This is a genomic window from Alkalihalobacillus trypoxylicola, assembly GCF_001590785.1.
GTDB classification, from domain to species: domain Bacteria; phylum Bacillota; class Bacilli; order Bacillales; family Bacillaceae_D; genus Alkalihalobacillus; species Alkalihalobacillus trypoxylicola.
Genome location: NZ_LTAO01000012.1, coordinates 392,369 through 412,458, shown reverse-complemented (window position 1 = coordinate 412,458; position 20,090 = coordinate 392,369). Strand labels below are relative to the sequence as shown.

Annotated in this window: 20 protein-coding genes and 1 riboswitch; of the genes, 6 read left to right on the top strand and 14 right to left on the bottom strand. The window is 36.1% G+C overall.

From position 1 onward, the window contains the following. Positions 1-143 precede the first annotated feature (143 nt). From AZF04_RS09160 to AZF04_RS09150, 3 genes are all read left to right on the top strand, one after another. Positions 144-446, top strand: coding sequence for a MerR family transcriptional regulator (locus AZF04_RS09160; protein ID WP_045487057.1), 303 nt, complete (start codon positions 144-146; stop codon positions 444-446). Between the two features lie 115 nt (positions 447-561). Next, on the top strand, positions 562-1,344 hold the full coding sequence (locus tag AZF04_RS09155) for a divergent polysaccharide deacetylase family protein (RefSeq protein ID WP_061948453.1): 783 nt from the start codon (positions 562-564) through the stop codon (positions 1,342-1,344). Positions 1,345-1,468: 124 nt separating this feature from the next. After that, positions 1,469-3,241 carry a S8 family peptidase gene (locus AZF04_RS09150; RefSeq protein WP_061948452.1) on the top strand — a complete coding sequence of 591 codons (1,773 nt, stop codon included), beginning with the start codon at positions 1,469-1,471 and terminating at the stop codon, positions 3,239-3,241. A gap of 452 nt (positions 3,242-3,693) precedes the next feature. Here the strand turns inward: AZF04_RS09150 and cysC are convergent, their stop codons facing one another. The 6 genes from cysC to AZF04_RS09125 all read right to left on the bottom strand — a co-directional run bounded on the left by cysC (position 3,694) and on the right by AZF04_RS09125 (position 7,970). Then, positions 3,694-4,302, bottom strand: coding sequence for an adenylyl-sulfate kinase (cysC, locus tag AZF04_RS09145; protein ID WP_061948451.1), 609 nt, complete (start codon positions 4,300-4,302; stop codon positions 3,694-3,696). A 26-nt stretch (positions 4,303-4,328) separates the two neighbouring features. Further along, a complete protein-coding gene (locus AZF04_RS09140; protein ID WP_061948450.1) occupies positions 4,329-5,405 on the bottom strand; it encodes an inorganic phosphate transporter in 1,077 nt (358 codons plus the stop codon). Positions 5,406-5,431: 26 nt separating this feature from the next. Next, positions 5,432-6,577: a sulfate adenylyltransferase gene (gene sat / locus AZF04_RS09135; RefSeq protein WP_061948449.1), complete on the bottom strand. Its 1,146-nt coding sequence runs from the start codon at positions 6,575-6,577 to the stop codon at positions 5,432-5,434. A gap of 18 nt (positions 6,578-6,595) precedes the next feature. Continuing rightward, positions 6,596-7,309 (bottom strand): phosphoadenylyl-sulfate reductase, encoded by a 714-nt coding sequence (locus AZF04_RS09130; protein WP_061948448.1) that lies wholly within the window; start codon positions 7,307-7,309, stop codon positions 6,596-6,598. A gap of 112 nt (positions 7,310-7,421) precedes the next feature. Beyond that, entirely contained in the window at positions 7,422-7,568 is a 147-nt protein-coding gene (locus tag AZF04_RS20660) for a YezD family protein (RefSeq protein WP_081766724.1), read from the bottom strand. A gap of 159 nt (positions 7,569-7,727) precedes the next feature. Further along, a complete protein-coding gene (locus tag AZF04_RS09125) occupies positions 7,728-7,970 on the bottom strand; it encodes a hypothetical protein (RefSeq protein WP_061948447.1) in 243 nt (80 codons plus the stop codon). Between the two features lie 134 nt (positions 7,971-8,104). Between AZF04_RS09125 and cbpB the strand changes: the two genes are divergently transcribed. Both cbpB and AZF04_RS09115 read left to right on the top strand, forming a co-directional pair. Next, entirely contained in the window at positions 8,105-8,542 is a 438-nt protein-coding gene (cbpB, locus tag AZF04_RS09120) for a cyclic-di-AMP-binding protein CbpB (RefSeq protein WP_061948446.1), read from the top strand. A 75-nt stretch (positions 8,543-8,617) separates the two neighbouring features. Then, positions 8,618-8,761: riboswitch (FMN riboswitch) on the top strand. A gap of 113 nt (positions 8,762-8,874) precedes the next feature. Next, positions 8,875-9,843: a DMT family transporter gene (locus tag AZF04_RS09115; RefSeq protein WP_061948445.1), complete on the top strand. Its 969-nt coding sequence runs from the start codon at positions 8,875-8,877 to the stop codon at positions 9,841-9,843. A 99-nt stretch (positions 9,844-9,942) separates the two neighbouring features. On the opposite strand, the gene AZF04_RS09110 is transcribed toward AZF04_RS09115, so the two are convergent. Next, on the bottom strand, positions 9,943-10,410 hold the full coding sequence (locus AZF04_RS09110) for an SRPBCC family protein (protein ID WP_061948444.1): 468 nt from the start codon (positions 10,408-10,410) through the stop codon (positions 9,943-9,945). Positions 10,411-10,457: 47 nt separating this feature from the next. Here AZF04_RS09110 and AZF04_RS09105 point away from each other — a divergent pair, with 47 nt between their 5' ends. Then, a complete protein-coding gene (locus AZF04_RS09105; RefSeq protein WP_061948719.1) occupies positions 10,458-11,057 on the top strand; it encodes a CPBP family intramembrane glutamic endopeptidase in 600 nt (199 codons plus the stop codon). Between the two features lie 622 nt (positions 11,058-11,679). Here AZF04_RS09105 and AZF04_RS09100 read toward each other — a convergent pair. From AZF04_RS09100 to AZF04_RS09070, 7 genes are all read right to left on the bottom strand, one after another. Next, complete coding sequence (locus AZF04_RS09100) at positions 11,680-12,123, bottom strand: YaaR family protein (protein WP_061948443.1); 444 nt, start codon at positions 12,121-12,123, stop codon at positions 11,680-11,682. A 112-nt stretch (positions 12,124-12,235) separates the two neighbouring features. Further along, entirely contained in the window at positions 12,236-13,615 is a 1,380-nt protein-coding gene (locus AZF04_RS09095) for a flagellin N-terminal helical domain-containing protein (RefSeq protein WP_061948442.1), read from the bottom strand. 15 nt (positions 13,616-13,630) lie between these two features. Next, entirely contained in the window at positions 13,631-14,053 is a 423-nt protein-coding gene (gene fliS, locus AZF04_RS09090) for a flagellar export chaperone FliS (RefSeq protein WP_174522648.1), read from the bottom strand. 58 nt (positions 14,054-14,111) lie between these two features. Further along, positions 14,112-14,411 (bottom strand): EscU/YscU/HrcU family type III secretion system export apparatus switch protein, encoded by a 300-nt coding sequence (locus AZF04_RS09085; RefSeq protein ID WP_045487022.1) that lies wholly within the window; start codon positions 14,409-14,411, stop codon positions 14,112-14,114. Further along, entirely contained in the window at positions 14,408-16,588 is a 2,181-nt protein-coding gene (locus tag AZF04_RS09080; RefSeq protein WP_061948441.1) for a hypothetical protein, read from the bottom strand. Before AZF04_RS09080 ends, AZF04_RS09085 begins: the two co-directional genes overlap by 4 nt. A gap of 87 nt (positions 16,589-16,675) precedes the next feature. Further along, a complete protein-coding gene (locus AZF04_RS09075) occupies positions 16,676-17,908 on the bottom strand; it encodes a DNA polymerase IV (RefSeq protein ID WP_061948440.1) in 1,233 nt (410 codons plus the stop codon). A 389-nt stretch (positions 17,909-18,297) separates the two neighbouring features. Beyond that, the gene (locus AZF04_RS09070) at positions 18,298-19,926 is read right to left on the bottom strand and encodes a Na/Pi cotransporter family protein (RefSeq protein WP_061948439.1); all 1,629 of its coding nucleotides are present in this window, start codon (positions 19,924-19,926) and stop codon (positions 18,298-18,300) included. Positions 19,927-20,090 lie beyond the last annotated feature (164 nt).

Below are 20,090 nucleotides of genomic sequence, written 5' to 3'. Positions count from 1 at the left end.
GCAATATTTTAATCGAATTTATCTGTCATTCAGAAAAAATGTAAGATAATCTTACATTGACAATCACAACTTTTCTATTGATGTGATATAGTATTACAAAAGGTGCGAACATTCTTACTTATTGACCAGTGAGGTGGAGTGGATTGTCTTATAAAGATAAAAAAGTGATTACAATTGGAGTAGTAAGTGAACTGACGGGATTATCTGAACGAAAGATCCGCTATTACGAAGAAAGAAAGCTATTGTTTCCAGAACGCACAAAAGGCGGAACTCGGAAATACTCTTTTTTGGATGTCGAACGTCTCATTGACATAGCCAACAAAATGGAAGATGGGATGCAAACATTTGAAATTAGAAGAATGGAACAAAAAGCCATGAAAAAACAAGAAGTACGCGAAAGAATGTTGCGTGGGCAAATTAATGCCGCATTTAATATTCGAAAGTAAAAAGGATGTGTTTAACGATTTTTGTTAAGCACATCTTTTTTTGTTTTTTAGAACATAGAATTCTCCTCCTTACGGCAAACTAAGCTATCAACGTTTTTATAAGGAGTTATGTATGATGAAAAAAACGATATCTTTAGCTCTCTTGTTCCTTTTTCTCCTATCTCCACAAGCTCACGCGACTAAAATGGCGATTATTATAGACGATTTTGGTGGTGATGTGAAAGGAGTAGAACCGTTTCTAGCTGGTGAAATCCCGATTACAGTTGCGATTATGCCTTTTCACGAGCATGCGAAGGAACAGGCTATTCAAGCACACGAAGCAGGATTAGAAGTAATCATTCATATGCCAATGGAACCGAAGCAAGGAAAAGCTTCTTGGCTTGGTCCGAATGCCATTACATCAGACTTAACAGAGCAAGAAATAAAAAAACGAGTCCAGCAAGCCATCGAAAATGTTCCTTATGCAGTAGGAATGAATAATCATATGGGTTCAAAAATTGTAGAAGACCAGAAAATTATGAAATCCATTTTAGAAGTGGTTCATGAAAACAAGCTTTATTTTCTAGACAGTGGTACAAGTAACGAATCCGTTATCCCTGAACTGGCAGAAAAGATGAATATTCCCTTTATTAAAAGAGACATCTTTATCGATGATAGCTTGTCGTCACAATATGAAGTAGAACAGCAAATCGATAAACTCATGAAAATTTCACAAAGAAATGGACAAGCAGTCGGGATAGGCCATGTTGGAGTAAAAGGGTTTGAAACTTTTTCTGCTGTTGAAAATGGCTGGAAAAAAATCAAACAAAATGAAATGAAGCTTGTTTTTCTTTCAGAATTAATGGACTATCCTCTCACTCACCAGCTCCACCATATTCAGTATGACTCGAATCATTAGAACGATTGTTCATCTTTATGAAGCTGTAACATTTATATTTGATTGTGCCTATCCTTTAAAGTTGGCCCAGACGCTTTTAGAGGGAGCATAAAATCACTACTTGAAAATAAAGGAGTTAAAGAAAATGAAAACCATGTTTAAATCCGTACTAATCATTGCTTTTCTCGGCATTGGCATCGCTGTCATAGGTCGGTTATTTATCGATTCAAATGAGCAGCCGCCATACGCGTTAGAAAAGGATATCCCACAAACTCTCGATTCGAGGGCGATGGATCAATTATTAGCAGAAGACTTATCTATTACAACGAGTATGTTTTTAGATCAGCTTTCAACTCAGTTAAACAGCTGGGCAGAACAGGATTTCTCTGATACTCAACTAATAGAAAAATCCCAATTAGAAATCAAAGAACACCCTCATATTAATGGTTTTATTATTTTTGACAATCAAAACATCGAACAAGAAATTGGAGATATTATTAATCCTGATTTTTCACTTTTGACTCACACTCATTTAAAAAGTGAATTTTCAGATCCATTCTCAAAAGACGGGAAAAACTACATGTTAATGGGAGAAAAACTTTCAGATAATCGAAAAATATTAGCAGAAGTAGATTTGTCCTTTATCCAGTCGTTCGTAATGGGGATGGCTTCAGTAGCAGATGCAAATGGAAGCTTTTTTGTTTCAGGTGATGATCCTACCGTTCAATGGGAAACAACGAACGATGTACCAAACGGCTTTCGCTCTCAAACAGTTCCTGAACTAGGCTGGCAAATTGTTGTACATTCAAATGAACATAAACCTGAGGCTAATCAAAAATCTTATATTGAAAATCAAGTGGTAATCAAATTTAAAGATCATGAAAAAGCTACTGATTGGTTACAGGAGCATGCTGAATTACAAGTCGTTAAGGAAAATCTACCTTATTATGTCGTTTCATCTCCTAATGAAACAACGGAGCAGCTCCTTGAAAGATTACAAAATGATTTTTCTTTAGCATTTACTGAACCGATTTATCTTTTTAACAAACAAGGACTTACAAAACCAAATGATGAATTTTTTGAGCCCTATCAGTGGAATCTAGAACAAATCAATACAAGTGGTGGTTGGGATTTATCCGGTGGAAATAATATAACGATTGCCATTCTTGATACTGGTGTAGATCCAAATCATGCAGATTTAAAAGATAAAATAAAAACAGGTTACAATGCATTTGATGAATCAGACGATTTTTCAGATGCACATGGACACGGAACTCATGTAGCAGGTGTGGCTGCCGCTATGACTAATAATGTTACGGGTATAGCAGGAATATCATGGAATAGCACCATTCTTCCCGTTAAAGTCTTAAATGATGAAGGTGAAGGGTCTTCCTACGATGTAGCAAAAGGGATTTACTGGGCAGTAGATCAAGGAGCAAACGTCATTAACATGAGTTTAGGCGATTATTACGATTCAGAGATTTTATATGACGCAATTAAATATGCCTATGATCGTGATGTCGTGATCGTAGTTGCATCTGGAAACGATAATGTGGAAGACCCGATGTATCCCGCTCAATATTCTGAAGTATTAACCGTTGCGGCTGTTGATCAAAATAATAATCGTGCCTTCTTTTCTAATTATGGTAATCATGTTGATATTTCTGCCCCTGGCGAACATATACCGAGTCTATTTATTAATAATGAATACACAGTCATGTCTGGAACCTCTATGGCTTCACCTCATGTAGCTGGTTTAGCAGGCTTAGTTCGTTCCTTAAGGCCAGACCTCAGTAATCAAGAAGTTTATGATGTCATCACATCATCAGCTGACGATTTAGGTACAAAAGGAAAAGACGCGTATTACGGACATGGTCAAATCAACATAGAAAAAGCCCTTCAATCTATAAGCCAATAATCTAAGAAGAAAAAGCAGCTTGATCATCAAACTAAATTAAATAAAATAGTCTATAAGACTGTGACCATACTCACGAATGAATGATTTTAAACTTGTTAGGTACCCAACTCCCCCAAGACACTTCGCGTTTGGTTAGGAGCTGCCGAACTAATTTTTTTAAAAGTGGATTTCGGCATGACCACTTCCTCCCACTGGAGTGTCCGTGCCTTGTGTCAACTAGCTTTCGTCTTTCATAAAAGAATCTACCCGTTTAAAATAACCCTCCTTTTTTCTAGAAGGAGGGTTCATTGTTCGTTATCGATGTTAGCATCCATTACACACAATTTACTGGCTCATTAGGAGTATTGAGAGCATCAGCTGAATTTCGTTTTTGACCCCTTTCCGCTTATCATCGTGTTCTTCTAATCAAGCTCCGCTACATCATGCAACGGAAAGCCTCTTCTATAAGCTCATTAAGATATTATTTGTTTAGCTTGTAAGTATTGTATGATTTGTGCAACCGATTCTTCTATCGACAACAAATCTGAATCAATTGTAATTTCAGGAAATTCCGGCTCCTCATAAGGAGAGCTAATCCCTGTAAAATCCTTTATTTCTCCTGACCTAGCTTTTTTGTAAAGTCCTTTCGGATCTCTTGATTCGCACTCCGATAAGGAGCACCTCACATAAACCTCAATAAACTCTTCTTCATCTACTAACTTCCTAACCAATTGGCGGTCTTCTTTAAATGGAGAAATAAATGCTGTGCATACGATCGTGCCCGAATCAACAAATAGCTTCGCTACTTCACCAATTCGTCGGATATTTTCCTTACGATCCTTATCACTAAAGCCTAATCCTTTATTTAAACCATGACGAATATTATCACCATCTAAGACATAGCTTGATAATCCTTTTTGAAACAAATGATGTTCTAAAGCATTCGCTAAGGTTGATTTACCAGCACCAGATAGCCCTGTAAACCATAGGATCGTACTTTTATGACCCTTTTGTTTGTTTCGTTCTTCTTTTTTGATGGTCGTTTCATGCCAAACAATGTTGTCTACCTTTTTCAGTGTCATACTTTCCTCCCTGAAATTAAAAATATTTAAATTCCACCACCCTCATCATAGGTCGATCTTTTTTCCTTTCTGCTTGAATGATAAAGACTGTATGACCCAACAGTGGCGATAAAGACACTTACAATAACGAATAATGTATAATAATCTGCATGCTGCAACAGTAATATTAAGCCATAGGATATAACTAAAGAAAAAATAGGTGATACGACCCAAACCTTTATAATTTGCATCATGATTCCTTTTTCCCAAAGCTTAAAACCATCAGCTGCTGTTCCAATACCAGCAATCGCAGATGTCGTAATTTGAGTGAGTGGAACTGGTAGTCCAAATATGGAAGCTACAATAACGAGCGAGCCTCCTGTTAACGAAACTGAGCTACCTTGCAATAGAGAAAGTTGGGTAATTTTCTTTCCATTTGTCTCCAATACTTTACCACCTAGTAGAAGAGCACCGATTGCTACAAAAAGTCCTCCATAAATGACTGCTGTATCTACCTCAATTAACCCAGCTCCCACTAATGGACCAACAGCATTTGCGACATTATTCATTCCCGCTGCATAGGCTTCAATACAGCCACATGCTATTAAAAAGAAAACTAATGGTTTTTTCCACTTTCCTTTCCCTTTTAAATACGGCCACTTTCTTTCAGCTTTTAAAGTAAGCTTTCCAATTAGTAAAGCGAAAAAAAAGGCAAAGAATGGGGTTATAATCCAAAAAGAAACGATAATTAGCAAATGATTTAAAAATAGAGCTTGATAAGCAATACCTGCTCCCACAATCGCACCAACAACCACTTCACTTGTAGATAAAGGAATTCCTAATAAATTGGCTACAAATAACGTTCCGCAAGCAGACGCTAAAATAATGATGACGATTTCAACGGTCACTATATCCGGAGGAATAATGCCGCTCCCGATCGTACGAACAACTTCTCCGCCAGCTAATGCTCCTAAAAAGGCAAAAACTCCAACCAGTAGCATCGCCAACTTTTTATTAGGAATAGCTCCACTTCCATAAGCAGGACCCATAGCTGCAGCAGTTCCACTCGCTCCAATGTTCATGGCAAAAAATAACGCAATGGCAAATGCTATAATTTCAAGCATATCGGTCCCACCCTCTCTTTATCACATCAAACTTCAACACGCTCTTGCATTCCTCTTATTAGTACTTCAACTACTTCTTTTCGACTGAATTCTGGAGGAGGAACCTCTCCGTTCTTTAACATTTCTCTTACTTTTGTTCCTGATAAAATCACATGATCCTCTTTTTCGTGAGGACATGTTTTCGTTGATGCCATATTTCCACATGCCTTACAATAAAAACTATGCTCAAAGAAAAGAGGCAATATTTCAAGTTCACCTTCTTTAAACTCACTGAAAATGAGTTGGGCATCGTAGGTACCATAATAATCTCCAACGCCTGCATGATCACGCCCGACAATAAAGTGAGTACAACCATAGTTTTTTCGAACAATTGCATGAAAAACGGCCTCTCGTGGTCCCGCATATCTCATAGCAGCTGGAAAAACAGATAAGTATACCCGATCCTTTGGATAATAATTCTCTAACAACACTTCATAGCTTTCCATTCTAACATCTGCTGGTATATCATCAGATTTGGTTTCACCAACTAAAGGGTTTAAAAATAATCCATCCACAATTTCAAGTGCAGACTTTTGAATATACTCATGCGCCCGATGAACAGGGTTTCTTGTCTGAAAGCCTACGACCTTCTTCCATCCTAAATCTGCAAATTTCGCACGAGTATCTACTGGATCTTGATGATAGGATTGAAAACGACCACGATTCACCCTATTCACTAACACGATATCTCCTGCTACATAAAGAGATGGACGACTAAAAAGCTTTTGTACTCCTGGATGATTCAAATCATCTGTCCGGTAAACATTAATCGCTTCTTTATTTTTATCTGGCTCATATATTTCAGATATGATAATCGTACCGTATACTTCCTTAGAAAATACAAGCTTTACTTCTTCTCCAACTTCTAAGGATGCAGCTTTTTCTGGAGTAATAGGCAACGTAATCGGGATGCTCCAAATTGTTCCGTCACTTAACCTCATATTTTCTACGACTGATTGATAATTTTCTTTATTCATAAAGCCTGTTAAAGGACTAAAACCACCAATTCCAATTAACTCCAAATCTGATAAAGCAAAAGAATCTAATTCAATTTCCTTCGTTAATGAATGATAATCATAATTCGACTGATATTGTTGGATTAATGTTCCTCCGTGTGCTGCAATTGTTGCCATTGTATGACCCTCCATTTATTATTTTGGTTGATGTAAGCCACATTCTGTTTTGGTTGTACCAGACCAGCGTCCGCTCCTTGGATCTTCACCTGGTTTTACTGGTTTTGTACAATATTCACAGCCAATACTTGGGTAATTTTGATCATGTAGCTCATTATAAGTAAGCTGATGTAAATTGACATACATACTAATTTCTTCCTCTGTCCAATGAATAAGTGGGCAAATCTTTATAGATTGAAACCGATGATCCTGGTTTACAAATTGTGTATTCGCTCTTGTTGGTGATTGTTCGCGCCTCAATCCTGAAATCCAAGCTTTATGAAGGCTTAATTCTTTCTCTAATGGAATCAGCTTTCGGATTTGACAGCATTGATCTGGATTTCGCTTCCATAATTCTTCTCCATATTGTTCTGCTTGCTCCTCTGGAGTTAATTCAGGTTTTATTAACGAAATTTGTAAGCTAGGATATTTTTTTTTCACTCGTTCAATTAATTCGTATGTTTCCTTAAAGTGAAAATCTGTATCTAAAAATATAATTTTTGCCTGCTTATTTACTTTATAAATTAAATCAATTAAAACCATTCCTTCTATTCCAAAGCTACAGGAATACACAAGCTCGTTCCCAAATTCTTGATAAGCCCACTTCAACACTTCTATGCTGTCACTACGCTCTAACTTTTTATTAATTGTAAGATAATCATCTTCACTTAAGCTTTGATAAGATAAAGTCAATGCATTCCCACCTCCATAGTTGGTTTTTTCTCAATGAAAAAACGACGTTAACACAATAAGGATTTCCTCCCTACTCGTGTCAACGCCGCCTCTAGTTTGTCTAGTCAGCTCGTTACTTCACCCGCACTTTTTCACTTTTTTCTAACTGAACAATTTTACCGTCCTGCACCACGATCGTTATTGAGCCATATTGGAGGCCTTTCAATAAATCTTGCAATCTACTAGCGATTTCATTGAAAGAATTCTCATGATGTTCCATCCAATTCCCCCTGTCATTGTAAATTAACTCCATTAGAGGATTGATCATTTAATTCCTTGTATTTTTATATGTTTTATTAGTTTAATAGTATTCTATCCATCATTGACAAAATTGTCAACGATAGATCTAGAATTTTCGGAAAAATAGGCATATTTCCATTTATCCTTTTTTTGCTAAAAAAATGACTTCTGCTGGATTCTTATTTATATTTTTGTAAATCACTTTATAGCCTTCTTTTTTTCGTTTTTCAAATGTTTTTTTACTAATTGGGCGCGGAGCCGACCATCCCAAGGATTGAAGGTTTTGCCAACAATCAAAAGTGATCATTTCCTTTTTATAATAATATTGATTTCCTGATAAATAAGTTTCACAAATATATGTAACGGTTTGTTTAGAGTGCATATTATCTCCTTAGCTTTTTTCTTTATTATCACCAGAAGATAAAAAATCATTCTTAATTCTTGACAATGCCTTTTTTTGAAAGGTACGATAATTAAGATGGATATTTTATAAATAAGAAAAGAAGAAGTGATGACATGGTTCAGCATTTAAAAAACAAAACGTTAATGGAAGAAGAGCTCTCCAGTTTAATTATCCCGATGGAAAAAGTGGCACATGTACAGCTTAAGAATCCACTAGAGCATGCGCTACTCGTTTTAATTAAATCCGGGTATACAGTCATTCCAGTTTTAGATCCAAGTCTAAAATTGCATGGTATGATTAGTCATTCCTTAATCCTAGATTCTATACTTGGCGTAGAACAATTCGAAATGGAAAGACTCTCTAATCAAATTGTCAGTGATGTTATGAATACAGATGTACCGGTTATTAAAAGAGAGGATACTTTCTCGAGAGCGTTAAATTTATCAATTAACCATCCTTTTCTCTGTGTAGTGAATGATAAGAATGAATTTTTAGGTATATTAACAAGACGCTCGATTTTAGCCCTTGTTAGCCGATTCCTACATAGCTGAAAATTTTCACTAAATAAAAGTAAGTATTGATATTTTTTGCATCGCATATTATGATTGTATCTATGAAAAATGAATATGGATCTTCGGGGTTAGGTGAAATTCCTTACCGGCGGTGATGAAATCTTAACATTTCTTAGCCCGCGACTCTTTTTTTAATAAAAGACTGACTTGGTTAAATTCCAAGGCCGACGGTTAAAGTCCGGATGGGAGGAGATTAAATAGCACGTCCTGTAAATGACTATAGGTACGATTATTTGGTGAGCCTTCTTTTTGATAAAAGAAGGCTCTCTCTTTTGATAAGATTCCATGTTCAAACAGAAGGAGTTTGACAAATGGACAGACAGCAAGGAAACAAACAGCAAGTATTAGGTAGAAGAGGATTTTGGTTAGTAGCTATTGGAGCTGCTTTTTGGGGGATTAATCCCCTCTTTAGAATATTATTGTTAGATAGCTTCACCTCTTCTCAAATTGTACTATTAGAGCATATATTATTAATGTTTATCGCTCTTCCTTTACTATGGTTTAATCGAAAAGATTTAAAAAAAATAAAAATCAAACACCTAGGTGCTATTTTGTTTATCGCTTGGGGAGGCTCAGCTTTAGCAACGATTCTATTTACAATGGGATTAACTTATGGAAATTTAAATGTGGTTTTACTTCTTCAGCAGTTACAACCACTTTTCGCTATATTTTTAGCTAGAATTTTACTAAAAGAAGCTCTTCCAAAAAACTTTCTAGCCATCGTAATGATCGCTTTAATAGGCACGTATTTATTAGCCTTTGGATTCCATTTCCCTTTTCAGTCGTTGGGTGATTTTATCCAAGTCTCAAGCTTATTATCAATTGCTGCCGCCGCTCTTTGGGGTGGTTCAACCGTTATGGGTAGATATTTATTAAAGGATTTAAAGTATGAGAGTGTAACAGCTCTAAGGTTTATTCTGGCCCTCCCATTACTCAGTTTAATTGTTTCGATACAAGGAAGCCCTTGGACGTTGCCTTCATCAGGAGAATCCACTTCACTTGTCTTTATTAATTTAGCTGCCTCAGCGTTAATACCAGGCTTACTCAGTATCCTTATTTATTACCGAGGATTAAGGAATACAAAAGCCTCTCATGCTACCATAGCTGAATTAAGCTTTCCAGCGGTAGCTTTAATGGTTAACTGGTTCTTTTTTAATGAAATCATTACCTGGTCACAGCTCATTGGATTTTTACTCATTTGGTTTACTTTGTTTTATTTATCTTCACAGCAAAATAAAACAAAATATATGAAAACAAAAAAGCTGTTCCGCACCACTTAAGAGAATAGCAAAAAGCCTGATACACTATCAGGCTTAGTCTCTCGATTTGACCTCGTTTTAAGACGAGTAGATCGAGGGATTTTCTTTTTCAAGAACAAACTAAAATGGCACCGAAAAAGTTTCTTTTTGGTTAAAAGCTTTAGAAAAAATCTTGTGAATCTTCTTTTCGCGTTGCTTAAACATGGCGGTTAACCCTATATTAAGCAATCTACACGGTAAAATGGTTTCTAATTCGACTGTGTCAACCATTAAGGTGTTATGTCCTAAATCAATAAATGTATGCTTATGCTGCCATGCTCTCATAGGAAAAAGTGGGTTCAGTGCTTTATCTATAAATTCTATTTGACTTTCAGAGTATTGTATTTCTGCAATCCATTTTCTCGTTAAACCCATTACTTTCATTTCCATTTCTATTATATCTCCTTGTTTTAAGGTATGAATAGCTTGAACATCTACACTTGGAAACGTCGTAATATTTTCAAGGTTCCTTGGATTTGAAAAAAAATCCCAGGATAACTCAATAGAAGCTGGTAAAATGGTATGATAAACAAATACTTTTTTATTCACTTTTATCTCCCCCTATTTTTTGGTTAAAGGATGGATTAATTTTGAATATGATTTCATTAGCTGGCTGGTTACTAGCATGCCTCTTCCTTGCTATTAGTTTTTTATGGCAACCTATTTCCTTTTGGATCATCTTTCCCATTTGCTTAATTTTATTAATGGTTTATGGACTTGCATTTACTAAGGAGACGACTACTAATAATCAAAATGGGCTTAAGTATTGGCTTTTAGCGATTATGAGTGGCCTATTGCTATATTTAGCCTTTGCATTTGGAAAAGAGCTTTTAGAATTTCTAAACATTCCACTTGTTGATTCATTAGAAACACTTTACTCACTAGTAAAACCGACTCACTTTCTACATTTTATTTTATTATTTTGTTTGATTATTCCAGCGGAGGAATTTTTTTGGAGATACTTTTTTCTCAATCAGCTTTTAAAGTCCTTTAACACTATGAAGGCTCTTATACTCGCGTCCCTTTTATATAGCTTAGCTCATCTTTTTTCTGGCTCTTTGTTACTTGTATTAGCTGCCTTTATCTCTGGACTCGTCTGGAATTACCTTTATTATGTGAGTAGAAACATTTGGGTAGCCATCGCTTCTCATACTATATTTAATTTATTTCTCCTTGTCTTATTCCCTTTGTTATAAAAGAAAAAACTAAAGTAGCATAATTTCAGTCTTTTGTTCCAGCAAGCATATACATTTCAAAAAAAGACTGAAAAATACTCATGAAGAAAGAAATACAACCATATTTAGTGCCTGGTTGTCCGTTAGAATTCATCTTTCATTAACAAATGACGAATAAATAGACCTTCCTTCTTTTGAGAAGAAGAGAGGCCCTAATCGTCATTTGTGTATCCATTACAAACTATTTCAAGTTTCACTACATGAGCTTATTTAAAAATAACGTTTGTCCCATTCATTTTTAATATGAGTGAATTTCATAATGTCTCTATAAGTGAATGAAACCAAACATTTATTATACAATGTAACGAATGTTTGCGAATTCACTCTTTGATTGTAACGGTAGGTAGTGACTCCCAAAGGATTAGCGCAGTCTGAAGATCCACTCTGACGAAGCCCTGCGTAGTCGGAGTTAGCTGAAGACAAGCCCTTGGGAAAGCATCTACCTAAAGTGAAAATCAAAAGCCAAACTATTCGGTTCTCATTAAAAGATATGCAAGATGAGATTGATTCTATATTAAAATCGAAGCTAGCATCCACAAAAGTAATTATAAATAGCTTTTACATCTCTTTAAAAAGTGCTCTATTACGCATAAATATTAACGAGTAAGCCTTTAATTTCTCCGACCATGTCTAATATCTCTAATCCACTTTTTTCTTTCTCAAGCATCGCATCTGTTAAAGCTAAAAGCTTTTTATCAACTTCCTCGACTATTTTATAAATTTTTGTCCGTCCTCTTCGATTAAATCCTCTTTTTTCTTCTAAGCTTAACCCATGCTCGACGGCTTCTCCTACAAACTCTTTAATTAATGCTTTATATTTTCTTAACTCCTCGACCGTGCGTGATTCAGCTAAAGCTTTCCCTTGCTCTTCAATTTTCCCTACTAACGCAGTAAGTCGTTCTTGAGCTTGCTCATCACGCTTATTAGACATAACCTCTTTAAAGCGAATCGAAGCACCTGTTTCAGATTGATTGGTTTTATTTCGAGGTTTCCCTAAGCCCGTTGCGGCAATTCTTTGTACATCCATCTATATTCGTCCTTTCCTACAATTCATGACCATTATAGCAAAATTAGAAGCTTTCTCGAATCATTTGAAAATAGCAAAGAAGCGAAAGGGTGATTCGCTTCTTTTAGCAAGCTTATTGTAGCAATTGAAGCACACCTTGTGGAAGTTGATTAGCTTGTGCTAGCATCGCAGTTGCTGATTGATTTAAAATATTATTTCGTGTAAAGACAGTCATTTCAAGTGCCATATCCGCATCACGAATTCTTGATTCAGATGCCGTTAAATTTTCATGAGTAACTTGTAAATTATTAATCGTATGCTCTAATCGATTTTGAACCGCACCTAATTTCGCTCGAGCATCAGATAATTTATTTATCGCTTGGTCAATACTAAAAATCGCTTGATTGGCATCACTGTTTGTTAATACGTTAGTTCCTTCAATTCCAAGTGTCACCACATCCATACGAGGAATATCAATCATCACATTTTGATTCGTATTTGGACCGATTTGAAAGCTGAGAGCATTATTTGTAATCGTAAAATCCATCGTACCATTACTCATGTTATTCATAAACTGATACTCTACTCCGCCATGTTTGAATTTCCCATTAACGCTCGTGAGCTCACGAGCAGCATGAATCGTGTTTCCATCAGCATCATTTAGTTGAATAGTAGCACTTGCTTCCATTTTAACTTTTACCGTACCGGCCTGGGAGATTTTGCTTGTGTCAATAGATAAACCGAATACATCAACTGGCTCTTCTCCCTCTACTTCAGTACCAATTTTTACCGCTTTTGTTCCTAATGACAAACCATCCGGATCAAGGATTTCAATTGTCGCATCTTCTCCTGTTACATTTCGGACCATAATCGTATATTCACCATACTTCATGGAAGCATCTGCATCTGTAAAAACGATATCTTCATCATCACTACCTAACCCAGCAGCTGGCTGAGTGACTGTATAAACAGGACTAGTGCCAGATACGACAAGACTATATTCACCTGATTTAATATTGGCATCCGTCACTAAAGGAAAACCAATTAGGTTAGTTTGGGAATTAGCATCATTTTGATAAGTGGTTAGAACCGCACTAAAACCATTCAATAGTTTTCTCGTATTAAATTCCGTTTTTTCTGAAATACTATCAATTTCTGTCATTAATTGGTCAATTTCTTTTTGAATTTGCTCGCGGTCATATTCCGTATTCGTATCATTCGCTGCTTGAACCGCAAGCTCTCTCATTCGCTGAAGCATCGTATGTACTTCCTGCATGGCTCCCTCTGAAGTTTGCATTAATGAAATACCATCCATCGCATTTCGTTCTGCCATCTTCAGCCCGCGAATTTGCGAGCGCATTTTTTCTGAAATCGCTAATCCTGCAGCATCGTCAGCCGCACGGTTAATACGTAAGCCAGAAGAAAGCTTTTCTAGGTTTTTAGAGGTTTGGAATTGGTTTTGATATAAGTTACGATAGGCATTAAGCGCTTGAATATTATTATTAATTTTCATTTAAAACAGCTCCTCTTATTCGTATATCGCTTGTTGTTCATAGCGATTTTTTTTCAATTTCACACTTGTGCTTTCACGGTCTTTTTTCACCTTCAATGCTGTATTCCACGCATTCATAATTTCCTCGATCATCTTTTGTACTTCATCTATAATAGCCAGGTCTTTTTTGAGATTGGCGACAATTAGCCTATCAGCCATATATTGATAAATCTGCTCTAATTGGTCGGATAAAATTCCCGCTTCGTAATTAATTCCAACCCCTAATCTATGTATGACATCATTTGCTTTTTGCAGACGTTCATTGGCACCGATATAATCTTTTTCTTTAATCATCGTTTTTGCATCTTCTAAGTGATTATAGCAGGCTTCGTACAGCAAACTCGTTAACTGCTGAGGTGTTTTATGATATAACCATTCATCCGTCATTATATCTACCAAGTAATCCCCCTCCTCATACGCATCAATACTTCTTTATCGGTTTCAGATAACAAAAGCTTTAATAATTTTTTTCCATTTTCTCAATTAAAAGCAACACTTCCGCCATTACAGAATATAGTTGTGGAGGAATCTGCTCTCCTAAATCTACTTCTAATAGATTAGATAACAAGCTAGGCTCCGTTTGTAAATCAATATCATGCTCTTTCGCCATTTGAATAATTTGATTTGCAACCATCCCCCTACCTTGTGCCACAACTCTTGGTGCTTCCTCATTTTGTTCATCGTATCGAATAACGGCCGCGCTTTTTCCGTTCTGCTTTTGACCTTTAATTTGGTTAATATACTGATAATGGTTCATATTTTAAAATCAAACCCTTCTTCTGTAAAAAATGGTAATTGTTCTTGCTCTGGCGCTTTATTCTCACCATTTAAAGGAGGAGTTTCCTTTGTTAAAGCTTCAAACTTCATCCCATTAATCGAGTATCCTATCTCTGATAATCGCTCAAGAGCTTCATCTACGTATGGTTTCATTCTCACTTCAAAATCAGATTGGTCATTTTTTAAAATAATAGAAAGCGAACGATTTTTAGCCGATAATGAGATTCCAATCTCGCCCAATTTCGTTGTTTCCATTAAAAAGTATAATGAGCAATTTTCCCAGTCCAATTTATCTCCACCATTTCTAGCCTTCAAAAACAACTGAATGTTCTCTACCTTATCTTCAAGGAGAAAGGGTAGGTTAAACATCATACTTTGTAGATGATTTGTAGGCTCATGTCTACTTAGAAGTTGTTGACCTGTAATATTTTGGACTGCTTGTTGCGCCAATGAAGGTGCTTTATTTCCATCTTCATCTCCCTTTGCCAAATTCATAAGATGGTTTTTCAAGTTTTGATTCCACTGTTGAGATTCTTTTTGCGAGATGAGTTGATGAGCCATATCCGCTTCTCTACTTAACCCCATTTGTCTCATCATCTCAAACATATTTCGAGAGCTTCCTTCTGGATTTAAAGACGACTTTAGCCAATCCAAGCTTTGCGCTCTATGTTGAGGAATCGCTTCATTTTTTGGTTCAGCAACTACATGATGAACTTTCGTTTCCGATGGCTGATATTGAATTTGTTGGATTTGCCTTTGTACATCCCTTACTAGCTGCTGAGCCTGCTGAAACTGACCATTTTGTAAAAGTGATTTCGCTTCCTGTAGCTGACTACTCGCCTGTAATAAGGACCTTTCTGTTTTCATATCGGTAAACAACATCATCTCACTCTTCATAATCGCATGATCCAGTTTTTTAATCACGGTTTCTAGCAAAGGGACAGATTGTTTAGAATTAGGTAGCAAACTTTGTTGCTGAACAATCAATTGAAGGGTCGTATTAATCTCGCGCTGTGACCGTTTAAATAGATTTGTTAATTCGGCCATTTTTTCAGTGACCGTTGTTACTTGTATCATTTTACTTTCAGCTGGCGGTAGATTGACATTTCCATAGTTCGATGAATCTGCTGAATTCTCGATTGTTTGTAATGCCGACAAAATTGCCTGTCTAGCCGTTAATTCTCTTCCTTGCTCAGACCATTTTTCAGCTTTCGTTAACGCTCCCTCTAGTAAGTTCAAATGCTTAGAGGGAAGATGGTTTTCCTCTGTTAATAAAAGACTTTTAATTTCAGAACTTATAACTGAAATATCTGGCTGCCTTTGAAGAAGTTGGCTTATTTTATTTAAAATGGCTGAATCGTTTCTAGAAGAAGAAACTGTCTTTGCTGGTTCATCGTTTCTCAATTGACTGACCAAAGCCTCTAATTCTTTTTGATTGATGTTTAAACCACTTGCTTGTACTTTATCCATTAATTCATTGAGTAACATTTGTTGCCCATTGGAAGATTGATTACTTAATAATTGACTGTAATGCTGAGTAATAATCTCTTTTAACTGACTTTGTTCGACTATTGCTGTTGATTGACTTGGAGTTAAGTTAGTCACAGCATCGACAAGAGCTTGTCCATGTAATGCTTGATGAATCGCTTGTAGCTGCGATGACGTAGGCTCAAGCTTTTTCGTAAGTAATGCATGTAGTGTTTGAAGTCGGTCTGATATATCATTTCCAGCATGTAAAAAACGCTGAATATCTTGAATTCTCTCTTTCGATAAAGACACTTGATGCTTCTGTAGTAATTGCAGAGCTTGTCTCCACTCCGGTGTTAATTTTTGATTTCCTATTAATGATTCTAGCTTTTGCTGTGCAGCCTGCGTCGATGCTCTGATTGAATCATGTTCGCTGGGTGCTTTTGAGTGTGGTAGACTCTTTAACTCTATATCTCCATCTTCGATAGATACAATTTCTACGGAAGCCCTTTGAGACGAAGGAACTCCCCCCTGAAACCTCGCTTTCATTTCCTTACCTTTAATGGAAACAATGGCTTCTTCTTCCGACAGTTTTTCTTTAATAACGGCTTGGTGAACCTCTCCCTTTTTGAGAGAAGAAGTTGGCTCCTGACGATTTTGGTTTTGAATAAGCTGTGCATGAATCTGCATAAGTATTTGCACCTTCCTTTATCACTATCTCTTATATCGGAAGAAATTGGACAAGTATTAACGAAAAAAATGATTTTCTTGAACAAATTAATGCTCAAGAAAATCACGTTGAAAGCTTGTTCTTATAGGGCTAGGAGTGCTTTCATCCTCCGTTATTTCTTGGAGGTTTCGAAACACTTTTTCTCCAAATTTTTCTCGCAATTGCTCTACCGTTTCATTTAACCTATATTTCTTCTCTTCACTTTCATATTCAAACAAGTCTAATTGCTTGTATGCATATTTCTGGTCAACAATGTCGTAAGTACTAATTCCAATTAAACGAATCGATTCTCCGTTCCAATGGTCCTTAAACAACTTCATGGCTATTGAATAAATAGCCGCATCTTCCTGAAGTGGTTCTTCTATTTTTTTACTCCTTGTAATGGTTCGCCAATCGTGATATCGGATCATTAACTGTACTCCAAAAGCACATACTTTTTTTCTTTTCAAACGCTGCTGTACCATTTGTACAAGTTTTCCAATCTCTTTTAAGATTTTACCTTCATTATTCGTATCAAAAGGTAGCGTCGTGGAATGACCCACACTTTTAAATTCATGTATGGAGTTAGGGTCTACAGGTCGTTCATCATGGCCATTTGCTTTCTTTAATAGTCTTATTCCATTTATACCAAAATGCAGTTCTATCGTTCTTTCATTTGCTTTGGCTAAATCTCCAATTGTATTAATTTGAAGTTTCTTCCACTTTTCGGTCGTTCTTTTACCTATACCGTGCATCTCTTCTATTGGCAAAGGCCATAGTTTACTCTCAATATCTCTTTTTCTTAATATCGTAATTCCTAATGGCTTTTTCATATCACTAGCCATTTTTGCTAAAAATTTGTTAGGAGCTATCCCTATACTTGAAGGAAGGTCAAGCTCAGACTGAAGCCGACGTTGTATTTCCTCTGCAAGTTGATAAGGATGGCCTTTAGATAAATAATCGCTAACATCCATATATCCTTCATCAATAGAAACGGGTTCAACTAAATCTGTATACGACCTTAAAATATCAAACATAGCCTTAGAAGCAGATTTATATCTTTCAAAGTTGGGAGGTAACAATATGAGCTTAGGACAAAGGTTCAGTGCCTTCCAGACCGGCATAGCCGTTTGAACCCCTTTTGCTCTCGCTTCATAACTACTCGTTACAATAATTCCCTTCCTTTTTTCCACATTTCCAGCAATAGCAATTGGTTTTCCTCTCAATTTAGGATCATAGGACATTTCTACTGAAGCATAAAAGCTATTCATATCAATATGAAGTATAACTTTATGTTTCATAGTAATCACCTCTTGTGTGATGTTTGTTTAGGCATGAAATCAACATCATTCACTATTATTCTTCCTATAAATCGTAACATGTACGATTCATTCCTTCAATTTTAAATGCATGATACTTTACCCTTATTTTTTCAACAAAAAAAAAATGAGGTCGGGACAATAAATGATTCCATATTCTAGGTTTCCGCCTGTTCGCTTCCCCAAGACACATCAGTCATTGGGATGGCCGCCGAACTAACTTTTTAAGAAGTGGATTTCGGCATGGCCACAACTTCCCACTGGAGTCTCCGTGTCTTGTGTCCGCTAGCTTAAGTTTTCATAGGAAATTTATCTTTTAAAAAACCCTCCCTTTTTTAAAAAAGGAGGGTTCATAGTCTAATGTGATGTTTTTAACTATCCTCTAATACCGCTTCTGCGATATTAACGGCATGGTCACCTATTCGTTCAAGATTACTAATAATATCAACAAAGACAATCCCAGCACTTCCTGTACAAATGCCATCATTTAATCGTTTAATATGCTTTTTCCTTAAGTTGCGCTCCATTTTATCAATTTTCTCTTCTTTTTGAAGCACCTCTTCTGCTAAGGATTTATCTAAAGTACTTAACGATTGTAACGAATCATTATACGTACTAATGGTTAAGTCAAACATTTCATCTAGTTCCTTTAATGCACTACCAGAGAGCTCAAACTTATTTGATAATTGATAATCGACCAATTCTTTGACATTTTCCATATGGTCACCAACGCGTTCGATATCTCGTACAGAATTAACTAATACGGTGTGGAGCTTAGTATCCGACTCTGACATAGTATGACCTGACATACTTACCAAATAATCGGTTACTTTATGGTCAAAGTGATTAATCGCCTCTTCGTATTGCATAACTAATTCACCATATTTTTTATCTTTTGTATCTAAATATTTGACTGCTTCATTTAGACCTTCTGTAGCATAATTACCCATTCTAAGGACCTCTTCTTTTGCCTGTCCTAGTGCAACAGAGTAGGATTGCTCGAGTAATAATGGACTTAAATTCGCTTTGTAATCAATCGTTTTATCTTCACCTGGTATAATTTTGGTTACAATCCAAGCTAATGCACCTACAAACGGGAATTGAATAATCGTATTCATCACATTATAAGAGCCGTGAGCAAAAGCAACCGTCATAGCTCCATTTAAACCTAATGATTGCTGGAAATATTCAATTAATAAAGTAAATGGTGCTAATAATATCAAAAACATAACAGCACCAATCAAGTTAAACACAACGTGAACCATAGCTGCTCTTCTCGCTGCAATGGTTGTTCCAATTGCTGCTAACAACGCTGTAACTGTTGTTCCGAGGTTATCACCTAATAATACTGGTAGGGCTGCTTTCAAAGTCATAGCACCTTCAGTCATAAACCCTTGCAGTATTCCAATTGTCGCTGTTGAACTTTGAATAATAACGGTCATGACGGTTCCAACTAACACACCTAATAAAGGATTATCACTCATTGATAAGGTTAATTGATGGAAGGCATCTAGTCCTGCTAAAGGTTTGACGGATCCACTCATTAATTTCAAACCATAAAATAAGGCACCAAAGCCAAAAAAGACTTGTCCAACATAATTAATAACTGGTTTTTTAAAAAAGAAGATAAGTGCTGTTCCAACGAATAAAATTGGTAATGCATACTCTCCAATATCAATACCAATAATAAATGCAGTTGCAGTAGTCCCAATATTAGCTCCCATAATAACACCAATCGCTTGTCTTAGTGTCATAAATCCTGCACTAACAAGACCAACTGTTAAAGCAGTAGTCCCAGTACTTGATTGAATCAAGATGGTTACTAATACCCCCGCTAATACTCCTTTAAATGGATTAGAGGTCATTTTATCTAAAATTTCTCTTAAACGGTTTCCAGCCGCATTCTTTAACCCATCACCCATAAACTTAATACCAAACAAGAATATACCTAAACCACCAAGAAAATAAAATATCGTTTCTTGGATATTAATATCGATCATTACGTCCACTCCTAGAGGTTTTTTCTCATTTCCGTAAACAAGCATATCTGTTTTTTATTTTCGTGTAAAGAGTCCAAAAACTGATTTACATATATTTAATAAACAGAATTAAATCTTTACAAAAACTTAACATTTCCACACTAATAACTGGAAATTTTTAATCT

Bases quoted from the DNA above. Each gene is read 5' to 3' on its own strand.
- AZF04_RS09155 (WP_061948453.1), top strand. From the start codon at position 562: ATGAAAAAAACGATATCTTTAGCTCTCTTGTTCCTTTTTCTCCTATCT.
- AZF04_RS09150 (WP_061948452.1), top strand. From the start codon at position 1,469: ATGAAAACCATGTTTAAATCCGTACTAATCATTGCTTTTCTCGGCATT.
- cysC (WP_061948451.1), bottom strand. From the start codon at position 4,302: ATGACACTGAAAAAGGTAGACAACATTGTTTGGCATGAAACGACCATC.
- AZF04_RS09140 (WP_061948450.1), bottom strand. From the start codon at position 5,405: ATGCTTGAAATTATAGCATTTGCCATTGCGTTATTTTTTGCCATGAAC.
- sat (WP_061948449.1), bottom strand. From the start codon at position 6,577: ATGGCAACAATTGCAGCACACGGAGGAACATTAATCCAACAATATCAG.
- AZF04_RS20660 (WP_081766724.1), bottom strand. From the start codon at position 7,568: ATGGAACATCATGAGAATTCTTTCAATGAAATCGCTAGTAGATTGCAA.
- AZF04_RS09125 (WP_061948447.1), bottom strand. From the start codon at position 7,970: ATGCACTCTAAACAAACCGTTACATATATTTGTGAAACTTATTTATCA.
- cbpB (WP_061948446.1), top strand. From the start codon at position 8,105: ATGGTTCAGCATTTAAAAAACAAAACGTTAATGGAAGAAGAGCTCTCC.
- AZF04_RS09115 (WP_061948445.1), top strand. From the start codon at position 8,875: ATGGACAGACAGCAAGGAAACAAACAGCAAGTATTAGGTAGAAGAGGA.
- AZF04_RS09105 (WP_061948719.1), top strand. From the start codon at position 10,458: ATGATTTCATTAGCTGGCTGGTTACTAGCATGCCTCTTCCTTGCTATT.
- AZF04_RS09100 (WP_061948443.1), bottom strand. From the start codon at position 12,123: ATGGATGTACAAAGAATTGCCGCAACGGGCTTAGGGAAACCTCGAAAT.
- AZF04_RS09095 (WP_061948442.1), bottom strand. From the start codon at position 13,615: ATGAAAATTAATAATAATATTCAAGCGCTTAATGCCTATCGTAACTTA.
- AZF04_RS09085 (WP_045487022.1), bottom strand. From the start codon at position 14,411: ATGAACCATTATCAGTATATTAACCAAATTAAAGGTCAAAAGCAGAAC.
- AZF04_RS09080 (WP_061948441.1), bottom strand. From the start codon at position 16,588: ATGCAGATTCATGCACAGCTTATTCAAAACCAAAATCGTCAGGAGCCA.
- AZF04_RS09075 (WP_061948440.1), bottom strand. From the start codon at position 17,908: ATGAAACATAAAGTTATACTTCATATTGATATGAATAGCTTTTATGCT.
- AZF04_RS09070 (WP_061948439.1), bottom strand. From the start codon at position 19,926: ATGATCGATATTAATATCCAAGAAACGATATTTTATTTTCTTGGTGGT.